The organism is Vibrio sp. 1069, from assembly GCF_033340555.1.
This window is the reverse complement of sequence record NZ_JAWOWP010000002.1, coordinates 618,152-633,480: the sequence shown is the minus strand read 5'-3', so window position 1 is coordinate 633,480 and position 15,329 is coordinate 618,152. Positions and strand designations below refer to the sequence as shown.

The 15,329-nt window shown below is 47.6% G+C and carries 12 protein-coding genes; 7 read left to right on the top strand and 5 right to left on the bottom strand.

Annotated elements, in window-relative coordinates; genetic code table 11:
• Positions 1–68 precede the first annotated feature (68 nt).
• The 4 genes from R7040_RS05910 (at position 69) to R7040_RS05895 (ending at position 6,088) form a co-directional block, all read left to right on the top strand.
• Positions 69–962, top strand: a complete 894-nt coding sequence (locus R7040_RS05910; RefSeq protein WP_262671184.1) for an alpha/beta hydrolase — start codon at positions 69–71, stop codon at positions 960–962.
• Positions 963–1,020: 58 nt separating this feature from the next.
• Positions 1,021–1,890, top strand: coding sequence for an amidohydrolase family protein (locus R7040_RS05905; protein WP_318081133.1), 870 nt, complete (start codon positions 1,021–1,023; stop codon positions 1,888–1,890).
• A gap of 55 nt (positions 1,891–1,945) precedes the next feature.
• The gene (locus tag R7040_RS05900; RefSeq protein WP_318081132.1) at positions 1,946–4,993 is read left to right on the top strand and encodes an FAD-binding and (Fe-S)-binding domain-containing protein; all 3,048 of its coding nucleotides are present in this window, start codon (positions 1,946–1,948) and stop codon (positions 4,991–4,993) included.
• 216 nt (positions 4,994–5,209) lie between these two features.
• Entirely contained in the window at positions 5,210–6,088 is an 879-nt protein-coding gene (locus R7040_RS05895) for a DMT family transporter (RefSeq protein ID WP_017634269.1), read from the top strand.
• 46 nt (positions 6,089–6,134) lie between these two features.
• Here R7040_RS05895 and R7040_RS05890 read toward each other — a convergent pair whose 3' ends face one another.
• The 5 genes from R7040_RS05890 to R7040_RS05870 all read right to left on the bottom strand — a co-directional run bounded on the left by R7040_RS05890 (position 6,135) and on the right by R7040_RS05870 (position 11,152).
• Positions 6,135–7,043: a hydroxymethylglutaryl-CoA lyase gene (locus R7040_RS05890; protein ID WP_042521094.1), complete on the bottom strand. Its 909-nt coding sequence runs from the start codon at positions 7,041–7,043 to the stop codon at positions 6,135–6,137.
• A complete protein-coding gene (locus R7040_RS05885) occupies positions 7,043–7,882 on the bottom strand; it encodes an enoyl-CoA hydratase-related protein (protein WP_318095483.1) in 840 nt (279 codons plus the stop codon). Before R7040_RS05885 ends, R7040_RS05890 begins: the two co-directional genes overlap by 1 nt.
• 29 nt (positions 7,883–7,911) lie before the next feature.
• Positions 7,912–9,516, bottom strand: a complete 1,605-nt coding sequence (locus R7040_RS05880; protein ID WP_158173129.1) for a carboxyl transferase domain-containing protein — start codon at positions 9,514–9,516, stop codon at positions 7,912–7,914.
• 25 nt (positions 9,517–9,541) lie between these two features.
• Positions 9,542–10,711: an isovaleryl-CoA dehydrogenase gene (locus tag R7040_RS05875; RefSeq protein ID WP_005387610.1), complete on the bottom strand. Its 1,170-nt coding sequence runs from the start codon at positions 10,709–10,711 to the stop codon at positions 9,542–9,544.
• Positions 10,712–10,777: 66 nt separating this feature from the next.
• Positions 10,778–11,152 (bottom strand): MerR family transcriptional regulator, encoded by a 375-nt coding sequence (locus tag R7040_RS05870; protein ID WP_017821195.1) that lies wholly within the window; start codon positions 11,150–11,152, stop codon positions 10,778–10,780.
• Positions 11,153–11,427: 275 nt separating this feature from the next.
• Here R7040_RS05870 and R7040_RS05865 point away from each other — a divergent pair, with 275 nt between their 5' ends.
• From R7040_RS05865 to R7040_RS05855, 3 genes are read left to right on the top strand one after another with little or no spacing between them, the layout of a single operon-like run.
• On the top strand, positions 11,428–12,639 hold the full coding sequence (locus tag R7040_RS05865; RefSeq protein ID WP_017821196.1) for an acetyl-CoA C-acyltransferase: 1,212 nt from the start codon (positions 11,428–11,430) through the stop codon (positions 12,637–12,639).
• A gap of 23 nt (positions 12,640–12,662) precedes the next feature.
• Positions 12,663–14,156 (top strand): CoA-acylating methylmalonate-semialdehyde dehydrogenase, encoded by a 1,494-nt coding sequence (locus R7040_RS05860; protein WP_115386700.1) that lies wholly within the window; start codon positions 12,663–12,665, stop codon positions 14,154–14,156.
• 18 nt (positions 14,157–14,174) lie between these two features.
• Complete coding sequence (locus R7040_RS05855) at positions 14,175–15,329, top strand: acyl-CoA dehydrogenase family protein (protein WP_213895892.1); 1,155 nt, start codon at positions 14,175–14,177, stop codon at positions 15,327–15,329.

The window sequence follows — 15,329 nt, the reverse complement described above, 5'->3', positions numbered from 1 at the left end:
CGAACATGATGTGACTTAAGACAAGGACTTCTTTGTCGAGCATACACATTCATTTGGACGAGATAATTATGATTGAACAAAAAGCCCCAGTAATTAGTGATGGTCTACGCCTTGATGGCGCTTTCTTTACTGACGAGAACGTTAACAACCCAGACTTACCGATCGTTATTGTCTGCTCAGGCTTTACTGGGCAAAAAAATATACACCCAGAGCGTTACGCGAGAGCCTTAACTGCGAAGGGTTTTACGGTATTCGGATTTGACTACCGTGGCTTTGGTGAATCTGAGGGCATTCGTGAGCGAGTTATTTTGGATGAACAAGTACGCGATATCGCGAACGCGGTTGCGGTTGTGAAACAGCGCGCTGACGAGGAAGGCCGCAAAGTCGTACTGGCTGGCTGGGGAATGGCGGGTGGATTAATTCTTGATGCTTACCGAGTTTGCCAAGATGGGATTGATGGCCTTATCTCCATGAACGGCTTTTATGATGCGGTACGTGTTCAGGTTGCTCAACGTGGCGAGCACGGCTGGAAAGCGTTCCGTCAATTTATGTTAGAAGAGCGTACACGTCTTGCTCTTGGTGGAGAAAAGCAGGGGATTGATCCATTTGAAATCTACCCGCTTGACCCAGTAAGCCGCGAATATGTATTTACTGAACTGGTCAAAGCGCCGGGCTACGGCGTGACATCTGATCTGGATTTTGCGGATTCTCTCATCAATTTCAAACCGGAAGCCCTACTGGACGAGCGATTTGCAGACGCGCCAATCTTGATTGCGCACGGTGCAGAAAACGACCTTCACCCAGTGACCGAAGCAAAGTCGCTGTACGCGAAATACCCTGGGCCGAAATCTCTATTCTTACTGCCTGAAGGTGGTCACACCGAGTGGATGTTGGACGACGATCCTAAGTTTATTCAATTCTCTGGCGTGATCGCGAACTGGTTGAGTGAGAACTTCAGTTAAGTCTTCAAGAGGTGCTTTCGTTTATGGCACCTCTACCTTTCTGACAGGATGATTTTCGATGAGCATAATTCCATTTTGTGAAGCGGCGGACCCATTTGTACATAAACCAACAATCGCGATTCCTGAAGGCGCGGTTGATTGTCACGCCCACGTTTTTTCTTCACGTTATCCGTACTGTGAAACGCGAACCTACACGCCACCCGATGCCAGCGTCGGCGCGTACCTGCATTTGCACAAGCAATTAGGCATCCGTCATGGCGTTCTGGTTCAGCCGAGTGTGTATGGCAATGACAACCAGTTGCATCTTGATACATTACGGTATTTACGCCAGCAAGGTTACGACTACAAAGGCGTCGCGGTCGTGGATGCGGATGTGTCTAAGCAAACGCTTGATGAGCTACAAGAAGCGGGATTTTGTGGTGTACGGATGAATTTGCTGTTTAAAGGTGGTATTGAGTGGCGTGATGTTGAGCGTTTAGCGGCTCGCCTTGCAGAGCGACACTGGCACCTTCAATGCTTAATTGATGTTTCGCAGTTTGATGACTTATATCATCGATTAAGAGCTTTACCCGTGCCCGTAGTGATTGATCATCTTGGACATATGCCAACAAACAAGCTGATTTCTCATCCTGGTTTTCAAACCTTATTGAAGCTTAAGGCCGAAGGGAAAGTGTGGACAAAACTGTCGGCTCCGTATCGTTTGTCGCCTCAATCGCCGCCTTATGATGACGTTTCTCCATTTGCTCAAGCTTTGTTAGAAGCGAATGAAGCGCAATGTGTCTGGGGTTCGGATTGGCCTCACCCATGTTTTGCTGCTGAGATGCCAAATGATGGCCAGTTGTTAGATACCTTGTGGCACTGGACGCAAGATACGACACTGTTTAGCAAGATTCTGGTCGATAACCCCAAGCGCCTCTACCGCTTTTAACTCCACATTCATGTTATGAACCTAAAAAGACAACCGTAAGGCACTGATTCAAATTATGCTTCCTGCACTTCCGCTACAGGTTTCTTCTGATCCTGTGGTTATCAAGTTCTTTAACACCCTTAAACAGCTTGGTTTCAAGGGGGATACTGATGCTCGCTATACCACTCGATTGAGTATGGCGACTGACAACAGCGTCTACCAGCAACTTCCGTTGTCGGTCGTCTTTCCTGCCAACCATCATGATGTGGTAATACTTGGCAAGGTCAGTGCTCGTGATGAATTTAAACACCTGACCTTTTCGCCCAGAGGAGGCGGAACGGGCACCAACGGACAATCATTGAACTCGGGGATCGTGGTTGACCTGTCTCGCTACATGAATCGAGTGTTAGAGATTAACGAGCAGGAAGGTTGGGTGAGAGTGGAAACTGGGATAGTCAAAGATCAACTCAACGACATCGTTCGCCCTTATGGTTATTTCTTCTCGCCAGATCTGTCGACCAGCAACCGCGCAACATTAGGTGGGATGATTAATACTGATGCATCAGGCCAAGGCTCTTTGCAATATGGTAAAACCTCGGATCATGTGTTGGCACTCAAAGCCGTATTGGCGGATGGTTCGGTTCTCGATACCGAAGCAATTCAACAAAACAAATGGTTAAACAGTGATGTAGTATCGCGAGCGTTAAAAATTACGGAGGAAGTTTGTCGAGACAAGCGTCAACAGATTCTGGATAAGTTTCCTCCTCTGAATCGATTTCTTACTGGTTATGACCTAAAAAACGCCATCAACGACAAGAGTGAAGAGTTTGACGTCACGAGAATATTATGTGGCTCTGAAGGTACGTTAGCTTTTATCACTGAAGCCAAGCTCAATCTTACGCGAATACCTACCACGCGACTAATAGTGAACGTTAAATACGATAGTTTTGACTCTGCGCTACGAAATGCGCCCTTGATGGTCGAAGCAGAGGCGCTATCGGTTGAGACAGTTGATGCAAAGGTACTCAATCTTGCAAGAGAAGACATTGTCTGGCATTCGGTAAAACACGCGATCTCAGACGTGCAGGGCAAAGAGATGCAAGGGATTAACTTTGTCGAGTTCGCAGGCAGTCAAAGCGATGATATTGAGGATAAAGTTGAACGCTTACTTTTAATTCTTGATAAAGAAATCGTTCATCGACGCAGTGGTATCATCGGCTATCAAGTCTGTCGCGACCCCAAAGACATCCAAGCTATTTATGTAATGCGCAAGAAAGCGGTTGGGCTGCTTGGCGCGACTAAAGGTCAGGCAAAGCCGATTGCATTCGCGGAAGATACCTGTGTGCCGCCTGAAAATTTGGCGGACTTTATCGCGGAATTTCGTACGTTGCTAGACAGCAATAACCTGCATTATGGCATGTTTGGGCATGTGGATGCAGGCGTTCTTCACGTGCGTCCAGCGCTCGATATGTGTGACCCCGAACAAGAAGCGTTGATGCATCAACTGTCCGATGATGTGGTCGCGCTGGTGGCAAAATACAATGGCTTAATGTGGGGAGAGCACGGTAAAGGATATCGCTCAGAATATGGACCTGCCTTCTTTGGTGATGAGCTCTTTACTGAATTAAGGCGTATTAAAGCGGCGTTTGACCCCGACAATAAAATGAATCCGGGGAAGATTTGCACACCACTGAATAGCGACGCTGAAATGGTAAAAGTCACAGCGACCAAGCGTGGCTACTATGATCGTCAGATCCCCGTAGAAGTCCGAGAGTCGCTTAAGCCCGTACTGTCTTGCAATGGCAATGGGCTGTGTTTTAATTACGATGCTGATAGCCCAATGTGTCCATCATTTAAAGTGAAAGCCGATCGTCGCCACTCTCCGAAAGGGAGGGCGGGGATAATGCGTGAATGGCTGCGTCGCCTTAATGACAGTGACTTCGATTTGCTCGCCAACGAACTGCAACTTCTCAATCAAACGTTATCGGTTAAGCTTTTGGCTCAGAAGCTGAGTCAACTGATATCTCGCCCCGCATCTGATGATTTATCGCATGAAGTTTATGAGGTGATGAACGGTTGTCTAGCGTGCAAAGCGTGTGCGAGTCAGTGTCCTGTTAAAGTTGATGTGCCTGATTTTAGAGCACGTTTTTTACACCTCTATCACTCTCGTTATCGCAGACCTCTGCGCGACTATCTGGTGTCGAATATTGAGCAACTGCTGCCGATTATGGCAAAAGCTCCCAAGCTGGTTAATCGAATTGCATCTAGTAGGCCTGTTACGCAAGTATTAGAGACATCCATCGGTTTTATTGATTCGCCAGTGCTATCGATCCCTACGTTGCAAAGTCGATGTCAGGCACTTGGCGTGAGCCCGTTTGACTTTGCGTATCTAGAATCGCTTTCCCCAGAAGTGAAGCAAAATTACGTCTTGATTGTTCAAGATCCATTTACCAGCTTTTATGAAGCCGAGTTGGTTGCGGATTTTATTCAGTTATTGCAGCGGTTAGGGAAACACCCTGTTGTTCTGCCTTTCAAACCTAATGGGAAAGCTCAACATGTAAAAGGTTTCCTTAAGAAATTCGCCAGAAATGCACAAAACACTTCGGATTTTCTCAACCAAGTTGCTGAACTTGAAATTCCTATGATCGGTGTCGATGCGGCCTTAGTTCTTTGTTATCGTGATGAGTACTATCAGGCTCTAAAAGAGAAGCGAGGCGAATTTACAGTTTATACGGCTCATGAGTGGTTGGTGGATACACTTAATGAATGGCCGCCAGTACGTGTATCGGATGAAGAGCCTTGGTATTTGATGGCGCATTGCACAGAAAAGACCAAAATACCGGAGGCTGAGAAATCTTGGCAGTCTATTTTTCAGCACTTTGGCTTAAATCTGCAAGTCATACCTACGGGATGTTGTGGCATGGCTGGGACATTCGGACATGAAGTGGATAAGAAAAGTACGTCTGAAGCTATATATCAGCTTAGTTGGAAACCGAATATAAAGAACCTGCCCACTGAGCGTGTGTTAGCCACGGGGTACTCCTGCCGCAGTCAAGTTAAGCGTTTTGAAGGGGAGGTAGTTCGACACCCGGTACAGGTTTTAGCCAGTTTGCTTGCTGTATAGAATGCCTAAAGTAATTTAGTATGCGAAAAGGCTTGCCTTAAGACTTTGCCTGCATTTAATGTATCTAGCAGCAGAACTTCAATCTGCGTGACAACAATACAGGAGAGGATCGGGCTTTCACTTTTTCGCTCGACACAAACCCCTTTCAAATTTACACAATAGCGCAGTAAAACTCTCTTGCTGCGCTATTGTGTGTTCCATATTTTGTGAGTACTTATGTTTAACTCAGAACGCAAAGCGACGGTTATTCTGGTTGCGACGACGATGATCGCGGCACTTGGCTGGATATTCTCTAAGGAAACAATACAGGGTTTACCACCTTTTGGCTTTATTGGGGCGCGATTTACTATCGCTTCGCTCTGCTTACTGCCTCTATGTTACCGACCTTTGCTGAAAGCAAACTTAAAAGATGTGCTTTCTGCTGGTGGTGTCGGGCTCCTGTTAGGCAGTGCCGTTATGACATGGATTTACGCTATTTCTATCAGTGATACTCTCGGGGAAGGCGCATTTATCATGAGCCTTTCCATGCTGTTTGTGCCGATTGTTGCATGGGTTATGTTTCGTCAACGACCACAACGAATTTTCTGGCTTTCTTTGCCTATCGCTGTATTAGGTCTTGCTTGTCTTTCTTTAGTTGGTGGCTGGAAACAATCGGCCAGTCAATTGTGGTTTCTTGGTGCAGCACTGGTTTTGGCGCTTCATTTTAATGTGAACAGCAAATACTCTCAAAAACTACCTGTGCTGCTGCTTACTTGCGTGCAACTTTTTTCAGCAGGTTGTTTAGGTTTGTTGGTTTCATTTTTTATGGAATCTTTCCCGGTAGAGGTGGACTCCTCTATTTGGTGGTGGTTTGCGTTGAGTACCTTATTAGCGACGAGCTTGCGTTACGTAATGCAAACCATGGGGCAAAAATTTGTTCAGGCAGGTAACGCTGCTCTAATTATGATATTAGAACCAGTTTGGACGGTTATTCTGAGCGTGCTGTGGTATGGCGAAGTACTAACGGCAAATAAACTAGTAGGTTGTGTGCTTATCTTATTTTCTCTAATTATTTATCGTACTGGCGGGCGGTTTCGCTTCCCTACCCGAAAGTAGAGCAAATTAACTTGGGTTGGGAGAATTTGAGGTGCCGGATGGCCTTCTACGAAAGTGATAATACGCGGTTACGCAATGCTAATGACACTTTTGATGTAGGCTGCCGACCCAGCTCTTCGCTGATCATCCAGCCAGCTTTAGCCAGTAGCTCTAAGTCGATCCCCGTTTCTATTCCTAACCCTTGGCATAAATACAGTACATCCTCCGTTGCGACATTTCCTGATGCGCCATGAGCGTATGGGCATCCACCCAGCCCAGCTACACTACTGTCGATGGTATTGATGCCCATACTCAATGCCTGATAAATGTTGGTGAGAGCTTGTCCCCATGTGTCGTGGAAATGGACAGCAAGCTGGGGAAGAGGTGCAACCAACATGACGGCTTCCAGCATAGCAGCGATACGGTTTGGCGTGCCTGTACCGATTGTGTCGCCTAGAGACACCTCATAACACCCTAAATCGATGAGTGATTTGACCACGCTCGCCACTTGTTTAGGGGCTGTCGGGCCATCGTAAGGGCAGTCGGCAACGCAGGATAGATAGCCACGAACAGGGATGCCGTGTTTGGTGGCTAATCGCATTACAGGTTCGAAGCGAGTTAGGCTTTCTGCAATCGAGCAATTGATATTGTGTTGGCAGAATCCTTCTGATGATGAAGTGAAAATCGCGACCTGATTGGCACCAGCCTCCAAGGCTTGTTCGAAGCCTTTTAGGTTTGGTGTCAGGGCAGAATAAGTAACATGATTTCGCCTTGTTATTGCTTTCATGACCTCTGTTGAGTCCGCCATTTGTGGCACCCATTTGGGCGAAACAAAAGAGCCCGCCTCAATATGCGTTAACCCAGTATCAGAGAGTAAGTTGATCAGCCGGATTTTAGTCTGGGTCGCAACAGGAGGTTCATTTTGCAACCCATCTCTAGGACCTACTTCGACAATCTTTACTTTGGAAGGTAGCATTACTTGTCCTGTGACTTGGTGACCCAACTTGGGCTACGTTTTTCAAGAAACGCTTGCAGCCCATCTTGACCTTGGGGTGATACTCTAATGTCCGCAATGAGCTTGCTAGTATAGTGAATCAGTTGTTGTTCGATGGGGTTTTGATGACATTGATGGCAGAGCGTTTTCGCTTTACGCATCGCATCTGGGCTATTAAGTAGCAACGTCTTGATTACGCTATCGACCGCATTTTCAAGCTGTTTGGCTTCTTTCACTTCGTGCACAATACCAAACCGTTCGGCATCTTCGGCTGAAATGACTTCACCACTTAAGATATAGCGTCTAGCTTGTCTATTCCCCATCGCGCGCATGACGTAAGGCGCAATGGTTGCTGGAACTAAACCAAGTCTAACTTCACTTAAGCAAAAGTTGGCACTTTGGCTTGCGATGGCGATATCACTACAACAAATCAACCCTAAAGCACCACCATAAGCGGAACCTTGAACAACTGCGATGGTGGGTTGAGGGAACGAATCTAATGTTTCCATGAGTCTTGCCAAGTTTTGGGCATCAACGAAGTTATCTTGCCTCGTGCTTTCGGCCATCGACTGCATCCAATTCAAATCGGCCCCGGATGAAAAATGCTTACCGTTACTTCTTAATACCAAGCACCGCACATCCGTTCGTAAAGCGAGATAATCTAGGCGGTGGATCAGCAAGTCGATCGTACAAGCGTCAAAAGCATTGTGTTTGGCTGTTCTGTTTAGGGTAATGGTCGCTACGCCATTATCATCGACATGCCAAAGAACATCATCTTGCCTTTGGGCGTTGGGAATAATGCTTGGTTGCATTTCCTGCATACTAACTTCCTTAATTCATCTTTGGATGTTTACATTCTGAAGACGCCAAACTCGCTATCAGGAATGGGGGCATTTAATGCTGCCGTTAACGCTTGACTCAACACCTGACGCGTTTTTTTAGGGTCAATAATTCCGTCATCCCATAGCCGAGCACTCGCAAAATAGGGATGTCCTTGTGTTTCATACAAGTCTATGATCGATTCTCTAAAAATGTGCTCTTCTTGCTCTGACCACGCTTCCCCCTGACGTTCCTTCGCGTCTTTTCGAACTTGTGTTAAAACGCCTGCTGCTTGTTCTCCGCCCATCACAGAAATACGCGCGTTCGGCCACATCCACATCATGGTTGGATCATACGCTCGGCCGCACATGCCGTAATTACCAGCGCCGTACGATCCACCGATGATCACGGTAAACTTCGGCACGTCAGCACAAGCGACGGCCATCACTAACTTGGCGCCATGTTTTGCGATGCCTTCTTCTTCAACCTTTTTTCCGACCATAAAGCCGGTAATGTTTTGGAGAAAGAGAAGCGGTATTTTCCGTTTGGCGCACAGCTCAATAAAGTGCGCGCCTTTTTGTGCCGATTCAGAAAACAAGATGCCGTTGTTTGCCACAATACCAATCAAGTGTCCTTGAATACGAGCGAAGCCACACACTAGCGTTCTGCCGTACAAGGATTTGAATTCGTCGAAATCAGAATCATCGACGATGCGGGCAATAATTTCTCGAACGTCGAATGACAGTCGTAAGTTTGCATTCACGATTCCGTAGATTTCTTCTGCGTCGTAGCGGGGAGGAAGTACGGTGTTTTCTGGCTTAACAGGTCTTGTTCTATTGGCATTGGCAATGGCTTCTCTCGCAAGCATTAGGGCATGTTCATCATTTTCAGCGTAATAATCTGCGACACCAGATTTCCGACAATGCACGTCTGCACCGCCGAGCTCTTCACCCGTCACGACTTCGCCAGTGGCCGCTTTCACCAAAGGTGGCCCCGCCAAAAAAATGGTGCCTTGCTCTTTAACCATAATGGAGACATCCGCCATGGCAGGAACGTACGCGCCCCCAGCAGTGCAAAGCCCCATCACAACAGCAACTTGGGGAATGCCTTTCGCTGACATTCTCGCTTGGTTAAAGAAAATGCGACCAAAGTGTTCTTTGTCGGGGAAGACGTCGGACTGATGAGGGAGATTTGCGCCACCGGAGTCCACCAAGTACACGCAGGGGAGTTGGCAACGTTGGGCAATCTCTTGCGCTCTTAGGTGTTTTTTTACCGAGAGTGGGTAGTAGGTTCCACCTTTTACCGAAGCATCGTTGGCGATAACCATGCATTGAATTCCCTCTATGATACCAATGCCGGCGATAACGCCAGCGCATGGGATCGCTTCGTCATACACCTGCCAGGCGGCAAACTGGCTGATTTCAAGAAAGTCAGTGTTGTCATCAAGCAAGCGCGCGATGCGTTCTCGGGCTGGGAGTTTTCCTTTTTGCCTCTGGTGCTGAATGGCTTTTTCACCGCCTCCCTGTTTGATGGTATCGATGTGTTGATTCAGTTGAGTGACCAACGTTTCCATCGCAGCTTTATTGGAAAGAAATAACTCGTCAGTTGGCTTAGTTTTACTTTTGATAATGGCCATAATGACTTCCTTGTCGTATGTTCCGTTAGCGAGATTCTTCGAACAGTTCTCGGCCTATTAACATGCGGCGAATCTCTGAGGTACCCGCGCCGATTTCATAAAGCTTTGCATCACGTAGCAAACGACCAGCAGGGTATTCATTGATGTAGCCATTCCCACCGAGCAGTTGTATTGCATCGAGTGCCATTTGTGTGGCGAGTTCTGCACTGTACAAAATCGCGCCAGCGGCGTCTTTGCGTGTTGCGTTACCTCGATCACAAGCCGCTGCGACGGTATATACATACGCTTTTGCTGCACTCATTCGAGAATACATATCGGCGATCTTGCCCTGAACTAACTGAAACTCGCCAATGGATTTTCCAAACTGCTCTCGTTCATGTACGTACGGGACCACAATGTCCATGCAAGCTTGCATTATCCCGAGTGGTCCGGCAGCGAGGACGACGCGCTCGTAATCCAGCCCACTCATTAACACCTCGACGCCTTGATTCAACTCGCCAAGAATATTCTCTTTTGGCACTACGCAATGGTTAAATACAAGTTCGCAAGTATTCGAGCCTCTCATGCCTAGTTTGTCCAGCTTTTGAGCATGAGTGAAACCTGCGAAGTTACGTTCAATAATGAATGCGGTAATGCCACGTGAACCTGCGCTGACATCCGTTTTAGCGTAAAGCACCACTACGTCAGCATCGGGCCCGTTTGTTATCCACATTTTGTTGCCATTCAGTACAAAATGGTCGCCCTTGTTCTCCGCTTTCAGTTGCATGCTTATCACGTCTGAACCGGCATTGGGCTCACTCATCGCTAGGGCGCCAACGTGCGTACCATCAATGAGTTTTGGAAGGTATTTTTCGCGTTGAGAAGGCGTGCCGTTACGAAAGATTTGGTTGACGCACAGGTTAGAATGAGCGCCGTAGCTTAAAGCGACAGACGCAGAGGCACGGCTGATTTCTTCCATGGCAACAACATGAGCGAGGTATCCCATGCCTGCACCACCAAGCTCTTCATCGACGGTCACACCAAGCAACCCCATTTCTCCCAACAAAGGCCATAAATGATTCGGGAACTGGTTATCGCGGTCTATCTCAGCGGCGATGGGCGCAATATGTTCCGTAGCAAAGGCATTAACGTGTTCTCGGAGCATATCGATGGTATCACCAAGTCCGAAATTGAGTGGGGTATAGGTGCTTTTCATAACGTCTCCCGGTATCAGAGGTAAGGTGGAAAAGCCTGTAGCGGTGTTGCTAATTGAGTATAGCGTTTATGTCTGCTTGCTTTTGAGTGTTTGAATACAACGCTCCTTAGCGGCATTCAACTCTGCCATAACGACGCTGATGTCGTTGAGTTGTTGCTGTAGGACGGCTTGTTTCTCTTCAATGATATTGAGCATTTTCAATAACTGTCCTTCGGTTTGTTGCATGTCGTAGAGCTCGAAAAGTTCACGAATTTCTGCCAACGAAAAACCGAGTCGTTTCCCTCTTAAAATCAGTTTGAGGCGAATTCTATCCCTGCGTTGATAAACGCGCATATTGCCTTTTCGCTCTGGTTCAATCAGACCCACGTCTTCATAAAACCGGATACTGCGAGTAGTAATATCAAACTCCTTGGCGAGGTCACTGATCTTGTATTTTTCCATAACATACTTACCTCGAATAAAAATCCAGTTTCTGGAAATCGAACCTTAAATGGGAAGGCCGAACATCAACTTTGAAATATAAACGTCTGCTTGGTGTGTTTTTTCATCTCATTGTAAAGGCTAGTGCTATGCTTACGTAAACGTCAAGAAATCGCGGAATGAAAGTTTGTTAGTGAAAAAGGCGATAAAGGCTGGTGTGGCGCTTGGTGAGTAATTCTATGTAGGGTGTCATCAGTCTGCCAAGTGTTCACATATACCTTAAGGGAATGCGAATCATGGGAAAAGACATCTGGATTGTCAGCGCGAAAAGAACGCCAATTGGGCGCTTTCAAGGCAAGTTGCAAACTTACTCTGCTCCTCAATTAGGCGCACTGGCGATCAAGGCGGCAATGCACGAAGTGAATGTGACTTCGGTGGATGAAGTGTTCATGGGATGTGTGCTTCCAGCAGGGTGTGGACAAGCTCCTGCGAGGCAAGCATCTATGGGGGCAGATCTTCCTTTGGGTGTAGGGTGCACCACCATTAACAAAGTGTGTGGCTCTGGCATGAAGAGCGTCATGTTAGCGCACGATCTCATTAAAGCTGGAACGATTCGCTCAGCCATTGCTGGTGGTATGGAAAGTATGACCAATGCGCCGTATTTGCTGAGGGAGGCGAGAAAGGGAATGCGCATGGGGCACCAGTCTACGTATGACCACATGTTTCTCGATGGGCTACAAGATGCTTACGAAGGGCACTTAATGGGTGTTTATGCTCAGCAAGTCGCTGACAGGCTTAAGTTCACCAGAGAGCAAATGGATGAATGGGCCGTGATGTCGGCAAAACGTGCGTTGGAAGCTCAAGAGCGAGGCTTGTTTGCCGATGAACTTTCGCCGGTTTCACTCAATACCAAGTCAGAACAAGCGGTGCTGGACTACGATGAGCACCCACGCTCGATTGACCTTGGTAAAATTCCTCAACTCAAACCTGCATTCGATGAAAAAGGTACGGTGACCGCTGCTAATTCGAGTGCCATTTCAGATGGCGCGGCGGCTCTTGTGCTTATGGATGAAGACACTGCGCGTCATCAGGGGCTTAAACCACTTGCGATCATCAAGGCGCACTCTACACATGCCAGAAAACCTGCAGAATTTACTTTGGCACCCGTCTACGCAATTGAGCAACTGCTGTTCCAGCTAGATTGGTCAATTTATGAAGTGGACCTGTGGGAAATCAATGAAGCCTTTGCCGTTGTGACACAAATAGCGGTGGCGGAACTTGGACTAGATACGAGCAAAGTAAATATTAAAGGTGGAGCTTGTGCGCTTGGGCATCCGATAGGGGCTAGTGGCGCACGAATTCTGGTGACATTGATTCACAGTTTGCGTCAGCTACAAGCGCTAGGCACCAATGGTGATCTCGAAGCCAAAAAAGTGATGCGGGGTGTTGCGTCACTTTGTATCGGTGGTGGAGAAGCCACGGCGATAGGCATTGAAATACCGCTTTAATTGAAATTAGAAAGGAGTAAATGATGACTCGTTTGGTTCCCTTGTTTATTGGTGGCGAGTTTCGTGAATCTCAAACATCGGATTGGGTTGAGGTAACCAATCCCGCCACTAATGATGTCATTGCGTACGTTCCATGTTCCACAGAGCACGAGATGGAAGCCGCCATTGATAATGCGAAAGAGACATTCCAATCTTGGAAGGAAGTGGCAATATCCGAGCGTGCCCGAGTCATGCTGCGTTATCAGCACTTGCTCAAAGAGCATCATGATGAGCTTGCCACACTGCTTTCTCATGAAACGGGTAAGATTTTAGCGGATGCCAAAGGCGATGTGTGGCGTGGTATCGAGGTGGTTGAGCAGGCTGCAAACATTGCCAGCAATATGATGGGAGAAACCGTCGAAAACGTTGCCACGGATATTGATAGTTACTCAATGATTCAGCCCCTAGGTGTGTGTTGCGGCATTACGCCGTTTAACTTTCCAGCCATGATTCCGTTGTGGATGTTCCCAATCGCTATCGCTGCGGGCAATACGTTTGTGCTCAAACCCTCCGAACAAGTGCCATTGACCTCTATTCGTTTAGCTGAACTATTTGAGCAAGCTGGTGCGCCGAAAGGAGTGTTGCAGATCGTTCATGGCCGCAAAGAGCAAGTCGACTTTCTTCTGGCTCATCCTGATATTCGAGCGGTGTCATTTGTTGGCTCGGTTCCCGTTGCCCGTTATATCTACACCACAGGGACTAAACATTTTAAACGTGTTCAAGCTTTTGCAGGTGCAAAAAATCACATGGTGATCATGCCTGATGCGAACAAGGAACAAGTGGTGAATAACCTAATCGGAGCCTCCGTTGGGGCGGCGGGGCAGCGTTGTATGGCAATTTCTGTTGCGGTATTTGTCGGCGATTCAAAACAATGGATTACAGACCTCAAACAGGCAATGGCGAAAGTACACCCAGGGCCTTGGGATGATGAACAGGCTGCTTATGGCCCACTGATCAGTGAGCAAGCCAAGCAACGCGTATTGGACCTAATCGAAGATGGCAAACAACAAGGCGCAGTGTGTGAACTCGATGGTAGTCAGTGTGAAGTGGACGGCTTTCCCGATGGAAACTGGATTGGCCCAACCTTGTTTAGCGGTGTAACAGCGAACATGTCGATTTACACGCAAGAGATATTTGGCCCTGTCTTAGTTTGTATGGAAGTCGAAACGTTGCAAGAAGCTATTGAGTTAGTGAATCGCAACCCTTACGGCAACGGAACTTCTATATTTACCGCTAATGGCGCTGCTGCGAGAAAATATCAACATGACATTCAAGTCGGTCAGGTTGGGATCAATGTGCCTATTCCAGTCCCTTTACCATTTTTCTCCTTTACTGGTTGGAGAGGCAGTTTCTATGGTGATTTACATGCGTATGGTAAACAAGCGGTACGTTTTTATACCGAGACCAAAACGGTGACGACACGTTGGTTTGATGACGATATTCCAACGGGGCCTAATTTGACCATCCAACTGCGCTGAGTGAATAGAAGGAGCTTTATGGACTTTGAACTTAATGAAGATCAACGTGCATTTGCCGATACCGCTCAGCAATTTGCCGATGAGTGTTTAGCACCGATGGCGGCGGAGTGGGATGAAAAGCAGATCTTCCCCAAAGACGTATTGAGAGAGGCGGGGGAACTGGGGTTTCTCAGTCTCTACACTCCAGAAGCGCAAGGTGGCCTAGGGCTGAGTCGCTTGGATGCTTCAATTATCTTTGAACAACTCTCAATGGGCTGTACGTCGACGACCGCTTTCATGACTATCCACAATATGGTGAGTTGGATGATAGCCAGTTTTGCTACCGATGAAGCCAAAACGCAGTTCTGTCCGAAATTAGTTACGGGGGAGTGGTTAGGCTCCTATTGCTTAACCGAACCCAACGCAGGATCAGACGCCGCTGCACTGACCACTTCCGCTACAAAAAAGGGAGATAAGTATGTCATCAACGGCGGCAAAACCTTTATCTCTGGCGCGGGAGAGACAGATGTTTTGGTCGTGATGGCGAGAACCGGAGAAGCGGGTGCCAAAGGCGTGTCTGCATTTGTTGTTCCTGCTCACGCAGATGGTATCAGCTATGGGCGCAAAGAACCCAAAATGGGCTGGAACAGCCAACCAACACGAGCGGTTACTTTTGAAAATGTCGTTATTCCAGCTAGCCATTTACTGGGCGAAGAAGGGCAAGGTTTTGTCTTTGCGATGAAAGGGCTTGATGGAGGGCGTATAAATATTGCGACCTGTTCCGTCGGTACGGCTCAACAGGCCCTTGAACAGGCGACACAGTATATTCAGGAGCGTAAGCAGTTCGGCAAACCGCTTGCGCAGTTTCAAGCCTTACAATTCAAATTAGCAGACATGGCGACAGAGCTCGTGGCTGCACGGCAGTTAGTGCGCTATGCCGCCAGCAAGCTCGACCGAAATGACCCCGATGCGACGGCTTATTGCGCTATGGCAAAACGGTTCGCGACTGATGTGGGCTTTCAGGTTTGCGACCACGCGCTACAGCTTTATGGCGGCTATGGTTACATCAAAGAGTATCCAATGGAGCGTCATTTCAGAGATGTGCGTGTGCATCAAATTCTGGAGGGGACAAACGAAATCATGCGCTTGATCATCGCGCGCCGTTTACTCTCAGAGGAGTCGGCCTTGCTGTAG

Bases quoted from the DNA above. Each gene is read 5' to 3' on its own strand.
- R7040_RS05910 (WP_262671184.1), top strand. From the start codon at position 69: ATGATTGAACAAAAAGCCCCAGTAATTAGTGATGGTCTACGCCTTGAT.
- R7040_RS05905 (WP_318081133.1), top strand. From the start codon at position 1,021: ATGAGCATAATTCCATTTTGTGAAGCGGCGGACCCATTTGTACATAAA.
- R7040_RS05900 (WP_318081132.1), top strand. From the start codon at position 1,946: ATGCTTCCTGCACTTCCGCTACAGGTTTCTTCTGATCCTGTGGTTATC.
- R7040_RS05895 (WP_017634269.1), top strand. From the start codon at position 5,210: ATGTTTAACTCAGAACGCAAAGCGACGGTTATTCTGGTTGCGACGACG.
- R7040_RS05890 (WP_042521094.1), bottom strand. From the start codon at position 7,043: ATGCTACCTTCCAAAGTAAAGATTGTCGAAGTAGGTCCTAGAGATGGG.
- R7040_RS05885 (WP_318095483.1), bottom strand. From the start codon at position 7,882: ATGCAGGAAATGCAACCAAGCATTATTCCCAACGCCCAAAGGCAAGAT.
- R7040_RS05880 (WP_158173129.1), bottom strand. From the start codon at position 9,516: ATGGCCATTATCAAAAGTAAAACTAAGCCAACTGACGAGTTATTTCTT.
- R7040_RS05875 (WP_005387610.1), bottom strand. From the start codon at position 10,711: ATGAAAAGCACCTATACCCCACTCAATTTCGGACTTGGTGATACCATC.
- R7040_RS05870 (WP_017821195.1), bottom strand. From the start codon at position 11,152: ATGGAAAAATACAAGATCAGTGACCTCGCCAAGGAGTTTGATATTACT.
- R7040_RS05865 (WP_017821196.1), top strand. From the start codon at position 11,428: ATGGGAAAAGACATCTGGATTGTCAGCGCGAAAAGAACGCCAATTGGG.
- R7040_RS05860 (WP_115386700.1), top strand. From the start codon at position 12,663: ATGACTCGTTTGGTTCCCTTGTTTATTGGTGGCGAGTTTCGTGAATCT.
- R7040_RS05855 (WP_213895892.1), top strand. From the start codon at position 14,175: ATGGACTTTGAACTTAATGAAGATCAACGTGCATTTGCCGATACCGCT.